General features: G+C 72.3%; 14 protein-coding genes. 7 read left to right on the plus strand and 7 right to left on the minus strand.

Annotation, left to right across the window (positions count from 1 at the left end; all coding sequences use genetic code 11):
• Nucleotides 1-444: 444 nt before the first annotated feature.
• Genes QRN26_RS14920 through QRN26_RS14935 form a run of 4 tightly spaced genes read right to left on the minus strand, consistent with a single transcriptional unit; the run spans nt 445 to nt 5,014 of the window.
• Nucleotides 445-1,905, minus strand: coding sequence for an aldehyde dehydrogenase (NADP(+)) (locus QRN26_RS14920; protein ID WP_285037378.1), 1,461 nt, complete (start codon nt 1,903-1,905; stop codon nt 445-447).
• Between the two features lie 60 nt (nt 1,906-1,965).
• Nucleotides 1,966-3,057 (minus strand): mandelate racemase/muconate lactonizing enzyme family protein, encoded by a 1,092-nt coding sequence (locus QRN26_RS14925; RefSeq protein ID WP_285037379.1) that lies wholly within the window; start codon nt 3,055-3,057, stop codon nt 1,966-1,968.
• Nucleotides 3,058-3,059: 2 nt separating this feature from the next.
• Nucleotides 3,060-4,001, minus strand: coding sequence for a 5-dehydro-4-deoxyglucarate dehydratase (locus QRN26_RS14930; protein WP_285037380.1), 942 nt, complete (start codon nt 3,999-4,001; stop codon nt 3,060-3,062).
• Between the two features lie 14 nt (nt 4,002-4,015).
• Complete coding sequence (locus QRN26_RS14935) at nt 4,016-5,014, minus strand: NAD-dependent epimerase/dehydratase family protein (RefSeq protein ID WP_285037381.1); 999 nt, start codon at nt 5,012-5,014, stop codon at nt 4,016-4,018.
• Nucleotides 5,015-5,139: 125 nt separating this feature from the next.
• Between QRN26_RS14935 and QRN26_RS14940 the strand changes: the two genes are divergently transcribed.
• From QRN26_RS14940 to QRN26_RS14955, 4 genes are read left to right on the plus strand one after another with little or no spacing between them, the layout of a single operon-like run.
• On the plus strand, nt 5,140-7,167 hold the full coding sequence (locus QRN26_RS14940; protein ID WP_285037382.1) for a DUF6807 family protein: 2,028 nt from the start codon (nt 5,140-5,142) through the stop codon (nt 7,165-7,167).
• The gene (locus tag QRN26_RS14945) at nt 7,164-8,324 is read left to right on the plus strand and encodes a Gfo/Idh/MocA family protein (RefSeq protein ID WP_285037383.1); all 1,161 of its coding nucleotides are present in this window, start codon (nt 7,164-7,166) and stop codon (nt 8,322-8,324) included. The genes QRN26_RS14940 and QRN26_RS14945 overlap by 4 nt, the downstream gene beginning before the upstream one ends.
• Nucleotides 8,321-9,373, plus strand: a complete 1,053-nt coding sequence (locus QRN26_RS14950; protein ID WP_285037384.1) for a M24 family metallopeptidase — start codon at nt 8,321-8,323, stop codon at nt 9,371-9,373. The genes QRN26_RS14945 and QRN26_RS14950 overlap by 4 nt, the downstream gene beginning before the upstream one ends.
• 4 nt (nt 9,374-9,377) lie before the next feature.
• On the plus strand, nt 9,378-10,490 hold the full coding sequence (locus QRN26_RS14955) for a glycerate kinase (protein ID WP_285037385.1): 1,113 nt from the start codon (nt 9,378-9,380) through the stop codon (nt 10,488-10,490).
• Between the two features lie 21 nt (nt 10,491-10,511).
• On the opposite strand, the gene QRN26_RS14960 is transcribed toward QRN26_RS14955, so the two are convergent.
• The 3 genes from QRN26_RS14960 to xylA all read right to left on the minus strand — a co-directional run bounded on the left by QRN26_RS14960 (nt 10,512) and on the right by xylA (nt 14,459).
• Nucleotides 10,512-11,552 (minus strand): NADPH:quinone reductase, encoded by a 1,041-nt coding sequence (locus tag QRN26_RS14960; RefSeq protein WP_285037386.1) that lies wholly within the window; start codon nt 11,550-11,552, stop codon nt 10,512-10,514.
• A 153-nt stretch (nt 11,553-11,705) separates the two neighbouring features.
• Entirely contained in the window at nt 11,706-13,136 is a 1,431-nt protein-coding gene (locus QRN26_RS14965; protein WP_285037387.1) for a xylulokinase, read from the minus strand.
• Between the two features lie 132 nt (nt 13,137-13,268).
• The gene (gene xylA, locus QRN26_RS14970; protein ID WP_285037388.1) at nt 13,269-14,459 is read right to left on the minus strand and encodes a xylose isomerase; all 1,191 of its coding nucleotides are present in this window, start codon (nt 14,457-14,459) and stop codon (nt 13,269-13,271) included.
• Nucleotides 14,460-14,646: 187 nt separating this feature from the next.
• Here xylA and QRN26_RS14975 point away from each other — a divergent pair, with 187 nt between their 5' ends.
• The 3 genes from QRN26_RS14975 (at nt 14,647) to QRN26_RS14985 (ending at nt 18,422) form a co-directional block, all read left to right on the plus strand.
• Nucleotides 14,647-15,681, plus strand: a complete 1,035-nt coding sequence (locus tag QRN26_RS14975) for a LacI family DNA-binding transcriptional regulator (protein WP_056776527.1) — start codon at nt 14,647-14,649, stop codon at nt 15,679-15,681.
• Nucleotides 15,682-15,871: 190 nt separating this feature from the next.
• Nucleotides 15,872-17,062, plus strand: coding sequence for a Gfo/Idh/MocA family protein (locus QRN26_RS14980; protein ID WP_285037389.1), 1,191 nt, complete (start codon nt 15,872-15,874; stop codon nt 17,060-17,062).
• 85 nt (nt 17,063-17,147) lie between these two features.
• Nucleotides 17,148-18,422 carry an extracellular solute-binding protein gene (locus tag QRN26_RS14985; RefSeq protein ID WP_235528129.1) on the plus strand — a complete coding sequence of 425 codons (1,275 nt, stop codon included), beginning with the start codon at nt 17,148-17,150 and terminating at the stop codon, nt 18,420-18,422.
• The last annotated feature ends 2 nt before the right edge of the window (nt 18,423-18,424 follow it).

Below are 18,424 nucleotides of genomic sequence, written 5' to 3' on the forward strand. Positions count from 1 at the left end.
GTGGGGTGTTCACAATGCAGGAGGGGTGCGGGGTGTCGGGCCCGGGACGGGGGTTCCGGTGCGTGGCGCGCCGGGAGCGTCCTGAGTTGTGAACACGGGTGGGTGGGATTGGGTGGATTGTCTGTCCCTAACTCAGGAGAGCTGCGGTGTGTCGGGGTCTGGGAAGGCGGCACGCCGGGGGAGTCCTGAGTTAGGGACGGCGGGTTGTGTGGTGGTGGTGCGTTCACAATTCAGGAGGGGTGCGGGGTGTCGGGCCCGGGACGGGGGTTTCGGCGGCTGGCGCGCCGGGGTGGTCCTGAGTTGTGAACACGGGTGGGTGGGATTGGGTGGAGTGTCTGTCCCGTTCTCAGGAGAGCTGCGGTGTGTCGGGGCCTGGGGAAGGCGGCACGCCGGGGGAGTCCTGAGTGAGGGACGGTGGCCGGGCGGTCAGGTGAGGTGTGCCGGTCAGGCGGGGAGCTCCAGCTCGCCGTCGACGCGGCGGGGGAGACGCAGCGGGTTCGACTCGTGGAGCGCCTCGGGGAGGACGCGCTCGGGGGCGTCCTGGTAGACGATCGGACGCTGGAACCGGCGCACGGCGGTCGCCCCGACGGAGGTGTGGAGGGAGGTGGTCGCCGGCCACGGCCCACCGTGGTGCTGTGCCCAGCCCACCGCGACGCCCGTCGGCCAGCCGCCGAAGAGCACCCGGCCGGCGAGCGGTTCGAGCCGCGACACCAGTTCGGCGACGTCCTCGCCGGGAGCCGCGTGCACCGTGGCGGTCAGCGCGCCGCCCACGGCAGCCAGGACCGCGTGCAGCTCCGTCTCGTCGGCGTACTCGATGACGAGCGTCGCCGGTCCGAAGATCTCCTCGAGCAGGACCTCCGGGTCCTCCAGCACGGTTGCGGCGGTCGTCGCGAGGACCGTCGGGACACCCGACTCCGGCGCTCCCGCGTCGCCACCGAGGAGCGTGCGCACACCCGGGTGCGCGGTGGCACGAGCAGTACCGCTCGCGTAGGCGTCGGCGATACCGGGCGTCAGCATGCGCCCCGCAGCCGTGCCGCTCGCTGCGGCGGCGACGAGTTCGGCGAACCCGCTGCCGGCAGGCACGAGGACGAGGCCGGGGTTCGTGCAGAACTGACCGACCCCGAGGGTGATCGATGCGGCCAGCCCGCGCGCGAGAGCCGCGGCACCGTCGGCGAGCGCCGCCGCCGTGATCACGACCGGGTTCGTGCTGCCGAGCTCCCCGTAGAACGGGATCGGCGCCGGCCGCTGTGAGGCGAGGTCGAACAGGGCCCGGCCGCCGGCGAGCGAGCCGGTGAACCCGACCGCGGTGATCGCCGGGTGCCGGACGAGCGCGGTGCCCTGCTCACGACCCTCGACGAGCGCGAACGTGCCCTCGGGTGCGCCGGCGTCGCGCAACGCCTCGGTGACGATTTCTGCGGTCAGTCGGGAGAGCCGCGGGTGCGCCGAGTGGGCCTTCACGATCACCGGGCAGCCGGCGGCCAGCGCCGACGCGGTGTCACCGCCGGCGACCGAGAACGCGAACGGGAAGTTCGAGGCGCTGAACACGGCGACCGGGCCGGTCGGTCGCAGCATCCGTCGCAGCTCCGGCTTGGGTGGGGTGGCTGCGGCGTCGGCGTGGTCGACGACGACCTCGAGGAACGCGCCGTCGCGCAGGACGGTCGCGAACAGGCGCAGCTGCCCCGTCGTCCGGGCGACCTCGCCCGTGAGCCGCGCGGTCCCGAGGTGGGACTCCTCGTCGGCGAGCGCGACGAGCTCGGTGACCCGCCCGTCGAGGGCGTCGGCCACGGCTTCGAGCCAGGCGGCGCGCGTCGAGGGTGACGAGGCCGCAAGCCGGGGCGCTGCCGTGGCGGCGAGTGACGCGGCCTCGTCGACGGTCGTGGTGGTGCTGGAAGTGTTGGTGGTCATGATGACTCCTCGGGAGTGGTGTGGTGTCGGCGGAACGGACCGGCGGCCGGACGGCGTGGTTCAGCGGGCGGTGTCGGCTTCGGTGGGCTGCTCGCGGATGACGAATCCGAGCCCGGGCCGGGCCTCGATCCGCGCCCAACCCCGGCTGATGGTGACCGGTCCTGGCGCGTCGATGGCGCCGATCGCGACGAAGTCCGCGTCCTCCACGTCTTCGATCTCGACCGTCTGCGGGAGGGCGAGGGCGAGTTGCCCCGAGAGGTCGGGGAGGAGGTGCGGGGCGAGGATCAGCCCGGCGTCCTCGACGAGCTCGGCGATCTGCAGGAACGGGGTGATGCCCCCGACGCGGACGACGTTCGGTTGCAGGACGTCGGCCACGCCACGGTCCACGAGGTCGCGGAACCGATGGATCGTGTGCACGTTCTCGCCGAGCGCGATCGGGATGTCCGTCGCCTGACGCAGCCGTTCGTAGCCGGCGGTGTCGTTGGAGCGCAGCGGTTCTTCGATCCAGGCTGGGTCGACGATGCTCAGCCGTTCGAGTGCCGAGGTCGCCCGCTCGAGGTCCCAGCGCTGGTTGGCGTCGATCATGAGCCGGCGGTTCGGGCCGAGCAGTTCGCGCACCATGGTGAGGCGGTCGAGGTCTTCGGCGATGTCGGGCTTGCCGACCTTCACCTTCACCGCGTCGTGGCCTGCCGCGATCCATCGCCCGACCTGCGCCACGAGGGCGTCGGCGTCGAGGTGCAGGTTGACGCCGCTGCCGTAGGCGCGGACGGTCTCACGGCGACGACCGAGCAGCTCGGCCAGCCCGAGGCCCGCCCGCCGCCCGCGGAGGTCCCAGAGCGCCGTGTCGAGCCCGGCGAGTGCGATGGTCGTGATCCCGCCGCCGCCGGCCTCGTGCAGGTGGGCCCACAGCTGCGGCCAGAGGACCTCGGGTTCGGTGGATGAGCCGATGGCGGCGGACGTGATGTCGTCATCGAGCAGGGCTCGGACCGCGGTCGCGCCGATCGTCGGCGTCCACGTGAAGCCGGAACCGGTCGCGCCCTCGTCGTCGACGACGTCCACCCGGACGAGGTGCAGCCACGGCGCTTCCGGCACCCATGGTCGCGGCATCGTGAACCGCTGCAGGGTGGTGGTGATGGAGGCGATCGCCGGCATCGTCAGCGCCCGGCTGCGAGGGTCGCGTGCTCGGCGACGAGGTCGGCGCCGGTCGCGAGGAGCGCCGCCAGCCGATCCGTCTGCTCCGGTGTCGGGTCGACGAACGGCGACCGCACGGAACCGACCGGCAGACCACCGAGCCGGACGCCGGCTTTGATGAGCGACACGGCGAAGCCGGGGGTCTCGTCGCGGAGGGCGACCAGCGGTCGGTAGAACTCGCGGAGCAGGCGCTCACGAAGCGGTTCGTCGTGGTCCGTGTAGGCCCGGTAGAACAGGGTCGCGAGCTCGGGCAGCATCGCGAACACCGCGGAGGAGTAGAGCGGGATGCCGATGCCCCGGTAGGCGGCCTGGGTGAGCTCCGCGGTGAGGAGACCGTTGAAGAAGGCGAAGTCCTCGCGGCCCTCCTCGTGCACGGCGAGCACGATGTCCTGTGCAGCGGCGACGTCGCCGACGCCGTCCTTGAAGCCGACGACCTGCGGGTTGCGCGCCAGGTGACGCATCGTCTCGGTGGTGTACCGCGCGTTGTTGCGGTGGTAGACGATCGCCGGGAGGCTCGTCGCAGCGAGGACGTCCTCGACGTACCCCTGCAGCCCGCGCGCCGGGCCGGTCACGAGGTACGGCGGCATGAGGAGGATCGCGTCGGCTCCAGCGTCCTCGGCCGCGACGGCGAGTTCCTTCGCAATCGCCACGCCACCGCCGGCCCCGGCGATGACCGGAACGGCCCCGTCGACGACCTCGACCGTCCGGCGGACCACGCGCGCGGCCTCCGAGGGTGACATCGCGTGCAGCTCGCCCGTCCCGCAGGCGGGGAAGACGCCGCCGGGCCGGTGGTCGAGTCGCGACTCCAGGTGGGTGCCGAGGAGACCGAGGTCGACCGCGCCGGCCGCGTCGAAGGGGGTGATCGGGAAGTACAGGACGCCGTCGAAGGCGAGCGGTGCTGGCATGGTGGTAGTCCTCGTCATCTGGGGGTCGTCGTCGGCGTCTGCGCCGGGGTGGTGGTCTGGGTGTCGGTCGTGGCGTGGTGTCGCGGGCGGCCGTCGGCGGCGAGCAGACCGTCGAGGCGGGCCCGCTCCGTGGGGCTGAGGGCCGACCGCCAGTCGTGTCGAGGCCGCCACCCGAGGTCGGCGGTCGCCTTCGCGCTGCTGAACGCGGCGCTGCGGTCGTCGAGCGTCTCGGCGAAGCCGGCGGTGCTCGGCACCATGGCGGGCAGCAGCGCCGACAGCGGTTCGAGGGCGAGGGCGTCGTCGGCTCCGACGAAGTACACCGCACCGGAGTGCGGGGCGGCGGCGTGCTCGACCCAGGCCGCGACGAAGCGGCCGGCGTCGCGGGCGTCGACGTAGTTGTAGAGGGAGACGGCCGCGAGCGCGGGATCGGCGAGCCGGTCGACGATCGTGTGCCCCTGTTGCGTCGGTGCGCCCTCCCACTCCTCGGGGGAGACGACGAAGCACGGGCGGAACGCGCCGGTCACGACCGCGTCGCCGTGGGCTCGGGCGAGCATCGCGACCGTCGACTCGATGGCCACCTTCGACAGGGCGTAGGCGTTCCACGGGGCGACGGAGTGGGTCTCGGTGAGGGGGAGGGCCTCGGGTGCCCAGCCGTGCGGGGCCCCGTACCCGATGACGGTCGGGCTGCTCGCGGCCAGGACCCTCGTGGCTCCGGCGGCGATCCCGGCGGTGAGGACGGTGAAGGCCAGGGACTGGTTCACCGACAGGATGACGTGTTCGGGAGCGCTGAACGGCACGGCGATCGCGGCCAGGTGCACCACGGCGTCCGGCTGCAGGGCGGCGAAGCGTTCGTGGGTGGCGTCGTGGTCGAGCAGCTCGGCCACCACGCCCTCGACCCCGGGGAGTCCGGGGTCGGAGCGGTCGACGGAGACGACGTCGTGGCCGGCCGCGACGAGTTCGGTGGCGACGCTCCGCCCGAGTCGTCCGGCACCGCCGGTGACGATGATGCGCATCGGTGTCCTCTCTGACAGCGCTCGCGTCGAGGTGCTCGACGTCGAAACCGAGAAACCGGTTTCTCCGAGGAACCCTATATGATGATTGCCAACCGCACCACCCGGCACGACCCGAGCGAGGACGCATGAGCAACCGGTTACCGACGGCTGGCGCCACGCCGACCATCTCCGACGTCGCCCGGCATGCCGAGGTCTCGAAGGCGACGGTCTCGCGGGTCCTCAACGGCAAGGCGACCGTCGACGCCGAGATCGCCAGCCGGGTCCTCGCCGCGGTGGACGCCCTCGGCTACCAGCCGAGCATGCTCGCCAGGAACCTGTCCCTCGGGCGCACGAACACCGTCGGCGTCGTCGTGCCCGACCTCGAGAACCCGATGTTCCAGGAGATCCTGCGCGGCGTGACCCGGGCGGCCGCGGCCGACGGCTACCGCGTCCTCGTGACCGACACCGAGGAGGACCCGACCGATGAGGCGGCCGCCGCCCGGGAGGCCCGCCGCCGGTGCGACGCGATCGTCCTGTGCTCACCGCGCCTGGCCGAACCGGAGTTGCGCGCCCTGCTCGCCGAGCTGCACCCCGTCGTCCTCGTCAACCGCGAGCTCACCGACTCGCCGGTGCCCTCGGTGTCGATCGACTACGCGAGTGGGATGGAGCAGGTGCTCGCCGAACTGTCCGCGCTCGGGCACCGGCGCGTCGTGTACCTGGCGGGGCCGGTCGCCAGCCAGGGCGACCGCCTGCGCCGGGTCGGCATCACGCGTGCGGTCTCCGCGCACCGGGAGCTCACCGTCGACGTCGTCGCCGCGGGCTCCGCGCTCGTCGACGGCGCCGCGGTCGTGGACGCCGTGCTGGCGCTCGACGCGACCGCCGTGGTCGCCTTCAACGACCTCGTCGCCCTCGGACTCGTGTCGGCGCTGCGCCAGGCCGGCGTGTCCGTACCGGCCGCGCTGAGCGTGGTCGGGTTCGACGACATCCCCTTCGCCGCCTTCGCCGTGCCCGCGCTGAGCACGGTGTCCGTCCCGCGCCGCGAGCTCGGCGCCGAGGCCTGGACCCGCCTCCGCGACACGATCGGGGGCGCGGCGGGCGGCCACCCGCTCGTCTTCCGCCCACGGTTCGTCGCCCGGGAGAGCACCGCGGCGCCGCGGGGCGCAGGCGGGGTCGCCTGGGTGGCGGCCGAGGAGCCGAACGGCCTCGTCGCCCGGCTCGGTGGTCGCGAACTGCTCGTCCTGCACGACGGTGGTGGGCTCGCCCGGGCGGACGCCCCGCGACCGTTCGCACACCCCGTCACCTCCCTGGCCGGAACCGTCGTCACGGAGTCGGCACCCGACGACCACCCGCACCACTTCGGGCTCTCGATGGCCGTCGCCGACGTGGACGGCGTCTCCTACTGGGGCGGACGCACCTACGTCGCCGGGCAGGGCTCGACGCTGCTCGACAACCACGGGGTCCAACGGGTGGTCGAGGTCGAAGCCGGGACACAGCCGGACCCCGGCACCCTCCGGCAGGCCGTGGACTGGATCGGACGCGACGGGACGACCCAGCTGCGGGAGTCCCGCGTCTCGGTCGTCGAGGAGATCGCACTCCCGACCTCGAACGCCGACAACGGCGCCGACCGCGCGGACGACCCCGCACCCCGCTCGGCCCTGCGCGTCCTGGTCTCGAGCACCCTCAGGGCCGTCACCGGGGTCGTGACCATCGGATCGCCGGCCACGAACGGACGCGAGGGTGCCGCCTACGGGGGCTGGTTCTGGCGGCTGCCGGCCGGCGCTCGACGATCGGTGCTCAGCGCCGACGGGCCCGGCGAGGCGACCGCTCACGGTTCCCGCGCGGCCTGGGTCGCGTTCGTCCTCGACGCCGCACCCGATTACGCCGCCTCGGATGCCGACACCCGCGGGCGAGCGGTCACCGTGCTCTTCCGGCAGCCGGGCGAGCAGACCTTCCCCTGGTTCCTCCGCGCCGCCGAGTACCCCGGTGTCGGCGTCTCGCTCGCCACCACCAGCCGCACCACCATCACCGCCGAGACCCCGCTGGTCACCGGTCTGGAGGCGGTCGTCGTCGACGCCGCACTCGACGCCGGGCAGGCCGCGGCCATCCATCGGGCGCTCCTCGCCGCCGAGGACCGCCCCACCACCCAGCGACCCACCACCGGGAGTGACGCATGACGACCTCGAACCAGCACCACGTCCCCACCGTCGTGGTGGTCGGCATCCACGGCCACGGCGCCAGCCACGTCGACGCGGCCAGGGCGCTCGCCGAGACCGGCGCGATCCGGCTGGTCGGCCTCGTCGACCGCGCCTTCACGCCCGAGGACCACGCGGCCGGCGACGCCCCGCTGTACGGGTCGCTCGACGACTGCTTCGCCGCCGGGCAGGTGGACGTCGTCATCCTCTCCACGCCCATCCACACGCACCTCGACCTCGCCGTCGCGGCCCTCGAACACGGAGCTGACGTCCTGCTCGAGAAACCGCCGGTCACGTCGAACGACGAGCTCGACCTCCTGCAGGCCGTCGCTGAGCGGACCGGCGGACTCGTGCAGGTCGGGTTCCAGAGTCTCGGATCGCACGCGATCGGCGAGATCACCGAGCTCGTCGCGGCCGGGGAGATCGGCGCGGTCACGGGGCTCGAGGCGACCGGGACCTGGGTCCGCACGATCGGGTACTGGACCCGCGCCGCGTGGTCGGGTCGGCGCACCCTGAACGACGTGCCGGTCGTGGACGGGGTCGTCACGAACCCGCTCGCGCACGCGGTCCAGACCATGCTCCGACTCGGTGGGGTCACGGACCGCGCCGCGATCGCGACCATCGAGCTCGACCAGTATCGGGCGAACGACATCGAGGCGGACGACACCTCCGTCGTCCGCATCACGCCGCGCAGCGGTCCGATCATGACGGCGGCGGTCACCCTCTGCGCCGAGGACACCACCGACCCGGTCGTCACGGTCCGTGGCGAGCGCGGGGCGATCCGGTTCCTCTACACGAAGGACGTCGTCGAGGTCGACCTCGAGGATCAGTCCGTCCGGCGGTGGACGACCGACCGGACCGCACTGCTCCCCGACCTCCTCCGAGCCCGGGCGGCTGTCCGCGCGGGTGGGGAGGCGGCGCTCGTCAGCTCGCTGGCCGACGCCTCCGCCTTCACCGCGGTCCTCGACGCCGTGCGGTCGGCACCCGCCCCGCACCCCATCCCCGCGGAACTCCTCGACTGGCGCGGGACGGGCGAGGACCGCCACCCCGTCATCCCGGGGATCGAGCGGTTCGTCGCCGAGGCGGCCACCACCGGGAGCACCTTCGCGGAGCTCGGCACGCCCTGGGCACGCCGATGAGCGACGCGCGGCCGGGTCCCGACGAGGACGACCGTCGGCGCAAACACGCCCGCCTGGTGGAGCTGCTCGACGCGCAGGCCGCCCGGGCGATCGTGCTGCGCTCGGCGGCGGCGGTCAGCTGGTACCTCGACGGTGCCCGCGTCCACGTGAGCCTCGCGGCCGATCCGATCGTCGCGGTCGTCGTCTCGCGTGACGACGCGTGGCTCGTGGCGACCTCGAACGAGGCCGAGCGCCTGCTGGCCGAGGAACTCCCGGACATCCGCGTCACGACCGTGCCGTGGCACACACCGATCGACTCGGTGCTGCCGAGCGGCACCGGGGTGCTTCAGGAGTCGGACGTCCCAGCCGGACTGCGGGCGGCGCGGGCCTCGCTCCTCCCAGCCGAACTCGAGCGGTTCCGCGCGCTCGGCCGGGAGACGACCGCCGAACTCGAGACGCTCATCGGACGGCTCGATCCGAGCTGGACGGAACGCGCGGTGGCGGCGGACCTCGCGTGCCGTCTGGTCGCCGCCGGGATCGATCCGCTCGTGCTCCTGGTCGCCGGGACGGACCGCCTCGCGCACCGGCATCCGCTCCCGACCGACGGGCTGCTGGGCTCCCGCGCGATGGTCGTCGCCTGCGGGCGCCGGGACGGGCTCATCGTCAACCTCACGCGGTGGTTCGACGACGGCGGCACCGCCCCGGAACCCTTCGCCACCGACATGCGTCGGATCCGGGCCGTCGAGCGCGCGTACCTCGACGCGACGGTGCCGGGCGCGACCCTCGCCGACGTCTTCCGCGCGGGCACCGCGGCCTACGCCGCCCAGGGCTTCGACCCCGAGGAGTGGACCAGGCACCACCAGGGCGGCGCTGCGGGCTACGCGGGACGCGACCCGCGCGCCACCCCCGACACGACCGACGTCGTACAGCCGTGGCAGGCGTTCGCCTGGAACCCGACCGCGCCAGGGGTGAAGGTGGAGGACACCGTCGTGGTCACCCCGAGCGGTGTCGAGGTGCTGACGGACGCCGCGGGTGGCTCCGCTGCGCACCGGTCCCTCGTGGGAGGCTAAGGCCATGGCTCCGCACATCGTCATCGCCCCGGACTCGTTCAAAGGCACCGCGATCGCCGCCGAGGTCGCCTCGGCGATCGCCGACGGTTGGCGCTCCGTCCGGCCCGAGGACACCGTGCAGCTGTTGCCGATGGCCGACGGCGGAGAGGGGACGCTCGACGCCTTCGCTGCCGCCGTGCCCGGAGCGCGGCGACACCCGATCACCGTCACGGGTCCGGTCGGCGACGCGGTGCAGGCCGAGTGGCTCGAACTGCCGGACGGCTCCGCGGTCGTCGAGCTCGCCCAGACGAGCGGGCTGACCCTGCTCGACCCACTGCAGCCGTTCGCGGCGCACACGACCGGGTTCGGGGAGGCCATCGCAGCGGCGCTCGATCACGGTGCCCGTCGCCTGCTCCTCGCGATCGGCGGCAGCTCCAGCACGGACGGCGGTGCCGGGCTCCTCAGCGCACTCGGGGTGCGACTCCAGGATGCGGACGGTGGTGGGGTGATGCCGGGGAACGCGGGACTCGCGACGTTGGACCACCTCGACCTCGGCGGCCTGCGAGCACTGCCGGACCGCGGGGCGGTCATCCTCAGCGACGTCACCAACCCGCTGCTCGGCGACCGCGGGGCCGCTGCCGTCTTCGGCCCGCAGAAGGGCGCCACCGACGAGGACGTCACGGTGCTCGATGCGAACCTCGCGCGGTTCGCGAGCCGGGCCGCCGCGGCATTCGGCGCGGAACAAGCGGAACGTGCCGCGGTCGAACCCGGCGCCGGAGCGGCAGGCGGTGCCGGCTACGGCCTCCTGCTCTGGGGAGCGACGGCCACCTCGGGCGCGACCGGCGTCGGTGACGCGATCGGCCTCCCCGCCGCAGCGCCGACGGCCTCGGTCGTCATCACCGGCGAGGGTCGCTTCGACGACCAGACGGCAGACGGCAAGGTCGCCTCCCACGTCGCCGGCCTCGCTCCCGGCCGGACCATGCTCGTCGCCGGTGCCGTGCAGGCACCGACGGAGGGGCTGTTCGTCGACGCCGTCTCGCTCACCGAGCTCGCCGGCGGGGTCGAGGCTGCGATGGCCGAACCGCTCGTGCACCTGCGTGCGGCAGGGGCGGCACTGGCTGCGCAGTACCGCCCCTGATCACGTCGTGCGCGGCATGCGTCACGCGGTGACGTCGATGAGGACCTTCCCGATCGTGTCGTCCTCGACGGCGGCGTGGGCACCGGCCGTGTCGGCGAGCGGGAACACCGTCAGCGGCAAGCCGTGCTCGCGGCCCACGTCGAGCGCGTCGGCTTCGATCGCCGCCGTGACGTCCTCGGCGGCTGCCTGGAGTGCCGCGTCGCCGACGGTGTAGAGCAGCATGAACTGGAGTCTCGTGTTGAGGCCCATGTGCGGCCGGATGTCGAGGGTGACCTGGTCGCCGCCGTTGTTGGCGTAGCTGACCACCGTGCCGCGCGGGGCGAGGACGGCCTGGTCGAGCTCGAGGTTCTGCGCGATGGCGACCTCCACGACGAGGTCGACGCCCTGCGGAGCGACCTCGCGGATCGCCGCGGCGGTGTCGCCCTCGCGGTAGTTGACGACGTGGTGGGCTCCGGCGGCGGTCGCGAGCCGGGCCTTCTCGTCGCTGCTGATGGTGCTGACGACCGTCGCGCCGGCCCAGCGTGCGAGCTGGATCGCCGCGTTGCCGACGGCACCTGCGCCACCCTGGACGAGGACCGTCCGGCCGTCGAGCGCTCCGGGGGAGAGCCGGGTCGGGCCGTCCTGCGCCACCGTGAGCGCGCGGTGCGCGGTCATCGCCGGGACACCGAGGCTCGCGCCGAGTTCGAAGGAGGCGGCGTCGGGCAGCGGGACCACCCGGGCGACGGGCTGGACCGTGAACTCCTGCGCGGTGCCGAGCGGGCTCTCGTGGGCTGCGAGGTACACCCAGACGCGGTCGCCGACCGCGAAGGTGGTCGTGGTCGCGTCGTCGGTGGCGGGACCGACCGCGTCGATCACGCCGGCGCCGTCGAGGTTCGGGACGACCTCCGGGAAGGGCATCGCGCCCGAGGGACCGCCGCCGCGCCTGGTCTTCCAGTCGGTCGGGTTGACGCCGGAGAACGCGAGCTTGACACGCACCTCGCCGGGGCCGGGCTCCGGGATCTCACGCTCGACGAGCTGGAGGACGGACGGGTCACCGTTGGTGGAGTAGATGATGGATCGCATACCCGGCCCAACGCCTCCGCCGACCGGAAGATTCCACGCACTTCGACAGGCTCAGTGACCGAACCCCCCTTCGGTCCCTGAGCCTGTCCAAGGGAGGCGCTGCCTCAGGAACCGACCCCGGCTGGTCCCTGAGCCCGTCGACGGGCGGCCGCCTCAGGCGCGGGCGGCGTACTGCTCGCGCGCGACTCCCGAGGGGTCGACCGCGTCAGCCGGCGCACCGGCGACGTCGTCGGTGCCGGCCATCGGCCACGCCGGGCGAGCGCCCGTCAACGCCCACGCCGCCTGCACGGCCGCGCCGTCGGCGACGTACTCACCGGGGGCCGGCACCACGACCGGCACGTCGAACACCTCGCGGGCGATCGCCTGCACGGCCGGGTTCTGCGCGGCGCCGCCGATGAGGAGGACCCGCTCGGCGGTGACGCCCTGCGAGAGCACCGCGTCGAGGCCGTCGGCGAGGCCGCAGAGCAATCCTTCGATCGCCGCCCGGGCGAGCCCTTCGCGCGTCGTCGACTCGAGGGTCATGCCGAACAGCGTCGCCGTCGCGTCGGGCCGGTTCGGGGTCCGTTCGCCCTCGAAGTACGGCTGCAGCACGAGGCCCCTGGCGCCGGCTGGGGCGTCGAGCGCGAGTCGGCCGAGCTCGGTGTGGTCGACGCCGAGCAGCGCGGCGACCGCGTCGAGGATCCTGGCGGCGTTGAGGGTCGCGATGAGCGGCAGGAACGCGCCGTCCGCCGAGGCGAAGCCCGCGACGGTCCCGGAGGGGTCGCGGACGACCGCGGGGGTCACGGCGAACACGGTCCCGCTCGTGCCGATCGACACGACGACGTCGCCGGCCGTGGCGCCGAGCCCCAGGGCGGCGCCCGCGTTGTCGCCGGCACCCGGGCCGATGACCGTGTCGGCGCCGACCAGGCCACCGTCGATGCCGGTCCCGGCCGACTCGTCCGGTCCGAGCACACGGGGGAGGATCGCGTCGTGTCCGAGTGCCGCGACGAGCAGCTCGCGGTCGTACTCGCCGTCCGCTGGGGACCAGTAGCCGGTGCCGGAGGCGTCCGAGCGGTCGGTCGTCAGTTCGGCGAGATCCGCGCCGAGGGGGCTCTCCTCGGCCGGGCCGAAACCGCGCAGGCGCCAGCTCAGCCAGTCGTGGGGGAGGGCGACCGCGGCGACCTCGGTCGCGTTGGCCGGTTCGGCGTCGCGCAACCAGCGCAGCTTCGTGATCGTGAAGGAGGCGACGGGGACGCAGCCGGTCCGCCGGGCGAGCTCGTCCGCGCCGAACTCGGCGATGAGGTCCGTGGCTGCCGACGCGCTCCTGGTGTCGTTCCAGAGCAGTGCCGGACGGATGACGCGGCCGTCGACGTCGAGCGCGACCATGCCGTGCTGCTGGGCCGCGACGGACACGGCGGCCACGTCGTCGAGACCGCCCGCAGCGGCGGACGCCTCCTGCAACGCCGCCCACCAGGCGGCCGGGTCGACCTCGGTGCCGGCCGGGTGCGAGGCCCGACCTTCTCGGACGAGCGCCCCGGTGTCGGCGTCACGGATGACGACCTTGCAGCTCTGGGTGGATGAATCGATGCCGGCGACGAGCGTCATCGCTCTCCCTGTTCTCGGTGGTGGGGCGGTCGGGTGACCGCCTGGGCTGGTGTCGGTGCAGACGCGGACGGCGTCCCGTCCCCTGATCCTCTCGGACCGGAGGACGGAACGCCATCCTGGTGGGGTTCCCGACTAGCGGGCGCCCATGAGGTGCTCGACCGCGAGCTGCTGCAGGCGGACGAACCCGAAGCCCTTGCCGCCGAAGTACGCGTCGGTGTCGAAGTCCTCCGAGGCGGAGCGGTCGGCGAGCAGCTGCTCGACCGTCTCGCCCGGGTCGAGCGTCGGCTCGCGCAGCTCGGGCACGCGCGAGGCCGCGAGCGCCTCCTGCACCTCGGGGTCGGCGCGGAACGCCTCGGCCCGCTCCTTGAGCAGGAGGTACATGCGCATGTTGGCCGCCGCGGAGTCCCAGACGCCCGTGATGTCCTCGGTGCGGCTCGGCTTGTAGTCGAAGTGGCGGGGGCCGTCGTAGGCCGGTCCGCCGTCCGCTCCGCCGTGCTCGAGGAGGTCGACGAGCGAGAACGCGTTCTGGAGGTCGCCGTGGCCGAACACGAGGTCCTGGTCGTACTTGATGCCTCGCTGGCCGTTCAGGTCGATGTGGAAGAGCTTGCCCTGGTAGAGCGCCTGGGCGATGCCGGCCGTGAAGTTGAGGCCCGCCATCTGCTCGTGGCCGACCTCGGGGTTGATGCCGACGAGCTCCGGGCGTTCGAGCGTCTCGATGAACGCCATGGCGTGGCCGAGGGTCGGGAGCAGGATGTCGCCGCGCGGCTCGTTGGGCTTCGGCTCGATCGCGAAGCGGATGTCGTAGCCCTTGTCGGTGACGTAGTCGCCGAGGAGGTTGACGGCCTCGCGGTAGCGCTCGAGCGCGGCCTGCACGTCCTTCGCGGAGTCGTACTCGGCGCCCTCGCGGCCGCCCCACATGACGAAGGTCTTGGCGCCGAGCTCGGCGGCGAGGTCGAGGTTGCGGAGCACCTTGCGGAGGGCGAAGCGACGCACCGCGCGGTCGTTGGAGGTGAAGCCACCGTCCTTGAACACGGGGGCGCTGAAGAGGTTGGTGGTGACCATCGGGACGATGACGCCGGTGTCGGCGAGAGCCTGCTTGAGGCGGTCGATCTGCTTCTGCCGCTCGGCGTCGGTCGAGCCGAAGGCGAAGAGGTCGTCGTCGTGGAAGGTGAGGCCGTAGGCGCCGAGCTCGTTCAGGCGGGTGACGGCTTCGACCACGTCGAGGTCGGGGCGGGTGGGGCCACCGAACGGGTCGGTCCCGTTGTAGCCGATCGTCCAGAGGCCGAACGAGAAGCGGTCGGCTTTGGTGGGGGTGAGAGGCATGCGGATGATCCTTCAGCGTCGTTGGCGAGCGGATGATTTGTTGTTAACCACAACTTATGGTCGAGAATAGCAGATCGGGCTTCCGGCGTCACGGCTCGTTCCGTGCGAAATATTTCGTTAGCATGGCGTGAACTTCTCGACGACGCGACGGCCGCCCGGCCCGACGGCGAGGGATCGGAGGATCCGGATGAGTGACGACGTCGCGGTGCAGCTCGGTGGGACCGGAGGGCGCGCCACCCTGTCGCGGATCGCGCGCGAGGCGTCCGTCTCGGTGTCGACGGCCTCGAAGGTGCTCAACGGGCGCCCGGGGGTGTCGCCCGACACCCGCGAGATCGTCGAGCGCCTGCTCGACCGCCACGGCTACAGCCGGCGGGGCGCCGAGCTCGCCCAGGGCTCGCTCATCGAGCTCGTCTTCGAGTACATCGACAGCTCGTGGTCGCTCGAGATCATCCGCGGGGTCGAGAAGGTGGCCAGGCAACACGGGATGAGCGTCACGCTCACCGAGACGGGTGCCAGGCGGTCGACGGGTGAGGGCTGGGTGGAGAGCATCATCTCGCGGAAGCCCGTCGGGGTCATCCTCGTGTTCTCCGACATCGACCCCGCCTACCGCCGGCAGCTGCACACGAGGAACATCCCGGTGGTCGTCGTCGACCCGGCGGGCGACCCGGGCCCGGACGTCGCCGCGATCGGCTCCACGAACTGGTCCGGCGGCATGGCGGCGACCCGCCACCTGATCGAGCTCGGGCACCGCAGGATCGGGCTGATCTCGGGGCCCGAGGACCTCATGTGCTCGCGGGCCAGGGTGTCCGGTTACCGCTCGGCGCTCGAGGAGGCGGGCATCCCGCTCGACGAGTCGATCCTCCGGCGCGGGGAGTTCGTCCCGGAGGCCGGGCGCGTGCTGGCCCTCGAACTCCTGCAGCTCGACGAGCGCCCGACCGCCATCTTCGCGGGCAACGACATGCAGGCCTTCGGCGTGTACGAGGCGGCGCGCTCCCTCGGTGTCTCGATCCCCGAGGAGCTGTCGGTCGTCGGCTATGACGACGTCCCCCCGGCGAAGTGGGTCGGGCCCGCGCTCACGACGATCCGACAGCCGCTCATCGAGATGGCCGAGGAAGCGACGCGGCTCGTGCTGAAGCTTCGCTCCGAGACGGTCGACAACATCCGCCTCGACCTCGCGACCTCGCTCGTCGTCCGTGGGTCCACTGCTCCACCGGCCGCGTAACCCTCGGCCACCCGTCCGTCCGCTCGTCCAAGCCGCCCGGCCTGCTTAGGGCTGACTCGCGAAAAGTTTCCAATGGGCGAGGGGGAACTTGCGGCCGGTTGGGGGCCGGGGCTAGCTTCAGGGTCACCGCAGCGACGCGATCCGGATCACCGGGACCCGCGGCTGCGCGGACAACTCGGGAGCGTCACACATGGGTGGAAGCGGGAAGCCGGAACTCCGGGTCGCGATGATCGGCTACGGCTTCATGGGGGCCGCGCACTCGCAGGCCTGGCGCACCGCACCGCGCTTCTTCGACCTCGACGCCGAGCCCGTCATGGCCACGATCGTCGGCCGCAATCCGGAGGCGCTCGAGGCGGCCCGGGTGAAGTTCGGCTGGCAGTCGGCCTCGACCGATTGGCGCAGCGTCGTCGAGGACCCGTCCATCGACATCGTCGACGTCTGCACGCCGGGGTCCTCGCACGTCGAGATCGCCATCGCAGCCCTCGAAGCCGGGAAGCACGTGCTCTGCGAGAAGCCCCTGGCCAACAGTGTCGAGGAGGCCGAGCTCATGGTCGCCGCCGCCGAGGCCGCCAAGGCCCGCGGCGTCCGCTCCATGGTCGGCTTCAGCTACCGTCGCGTGCCGGCCATCGGCTATGCCCGCCAGCTCATCGCCGAGGGTGCGCTCGGAGCCGTCCGCCAGATCCGCGCGCTCTACCTCCAGGACTGGTTGACGGATGCGGAGGGCCCCATGACCTGGCGCCTCGACAAGGACCAGGCCGGCTCCGGTTCCCTCGGCGACATCGGCGCGCACGCCATCGACCTCGTGCAGCACCTGACCGGCGCGCAGCTCGACACGGTCAGCGGGACGCTCGCCACCTTCGTGACGGAACGGCCCCTCCTCGGCGAGACGGTCGGCCTCAGCGGGACCGCCTCCGACGAGCGCGGCGCGGTGACGGTCGACGACGCCGCCTGGTTCACGGCGAAGCTCGTCGGCGGCCTCGCGGACGGTGCCATCGGGGCGTTCGAAGCGACCCGGTACGCGACCGGCCGTAAGAACGCGCTCCGCATCGAGCTGAGCGGCTCCCGCGGCGCCATCGCGTTCGACCTGGAGCGGATGAACGAACTCGAGGTGTACGACGCGACCGCCCCAGCCGGCAAGCAGGGCTTCACCCGCATCGTCGTCACCGAGCCGGAGCACCCGTACATGGCCGCCTGGTGGCCGACCGGTCACGGCATCGGCTACGAGCACCCCTTCTCGCACCAGGTACGCGACCTCGTCCAGGCCATCACCGCCGGCACCGATCCCGAACCGTCCTTCGCCGAGGGCCTGCAGGTCCAGCGCGTCCTCCGCGCCGTCGAGCGCAGTGCCGGGAACGGCAGCGCCTGGACCCCCACGAACTGATCCGACCCATCGCACCACCAGCAGCAGCACCCACCAAGGAGAGAACGCAATGACGCTTCGTACTTCACCTCGCCGTCGGACCCGGATGGCCGCAGTCGCCCTCGGTGTCTCGGCCCTCATGCTCGGCGCGACCGCCTGCTCGAGCGGTGGTGGCGCCCCGAGTGGCAGTGCCACGCTCTGGGGCCTCACCGGCACCGACGAGGACACCGTCCTCGGCCCGTCGCTCAAGGAGTGGAACGCCGCCAACGCCGACGGCCAGGTCGCACCGACCTACTTCCAGAACGACGCCTACAAGACCAAGATCCGCACCGCGGTCGGTGCGGGCAGTGCACCGACCATCATCTACAGCTGGGCGGGCGGCACCCTGAACTCCTACGTCGACGCCGGCAAGGTCGCCGACATCACCTCGGAGACCGCGGACGCGAAGGGCAAGTTCCTGGAGTCCGTCTGGAACCAGGGCGTCATCGACGACAAGGTCTACGCGGTGCCGATGAACGCCACCACGCCGATCATGTTCTATTACAACAAGGACGTCCTGAAGTCGGCCGGCGTCGAGGTCCCGACCACCTTCGACGAGATCGTCGACGCCATCCCGAAGCTCAAGGCGGCCGGTGTCGCGCCGTTCTCCCTCGCCGGTGCCTCGAAGTGGCCGTCGCTCATGTGGGAGGAGTACCTCGTCGACCGCGTCGCGGGCCCGGAGGCGTTCAACAAGATCATGGCCGGTGAGGCCGACGCGTGGAGCGATCCCGGCATCATCGAGGCGAACGAGAAGATCCAGGAGCTCGTGAAGGCCGGTGCGTTCGTCGACGGCTACGCCTCGGTCACCGCCGACAGCAACGCCGACGTCGCGCTCCTCTACACGGGCAAGGCGGCCATGATGCTGCAGGGCGCCTGGGTCATGACGACGTTCAAGCAGCAGGCCGCGGAGTTCGCAGAGAAGGGGCTCGGCTACACGACCTTCCCGGCCGTGACCGGTGGCAAGGGTGACCCGTCGAACATCGTCGGCAACCCGTCCGGCTACTTCTCCATCTCCGCCGCGGCGACGAAGGAGCAGAAGGCCAGCGCGCTCAAGTACCTGACCGAGGGCGTCTTCGACAAGGGCTACATCGACCGCATGGTGAAGGCCGGCCAGGTGCCGCCGATCACGGACATCGACGCGGAGATCGCGGACGCCGGCGGCGACTTCGGCACGACCGTGTACGACCTCACGAAGAACGCCAAGAACTTCCAGATGTCGTGGGACCAGGCGCTCCCGCCCGCACAGGCGACCGCGCTGCTGACGAACCTCGACCAGCTGTTCAACCTGCAGATCACCCCCGAGGAGTTCTCCGACAACATGAACAAGACGATCGGGCAGTGATC

Origin of the sequence: Plantibacter sp. ME-Dv--P-095, from assembly GCF_030209365.1 — a bacterium.
Lineage (GTDB): Bacteria > Actinomycetota > Actinomycetes > Actinomycetales > Microbacteriaceae > Plantibacter.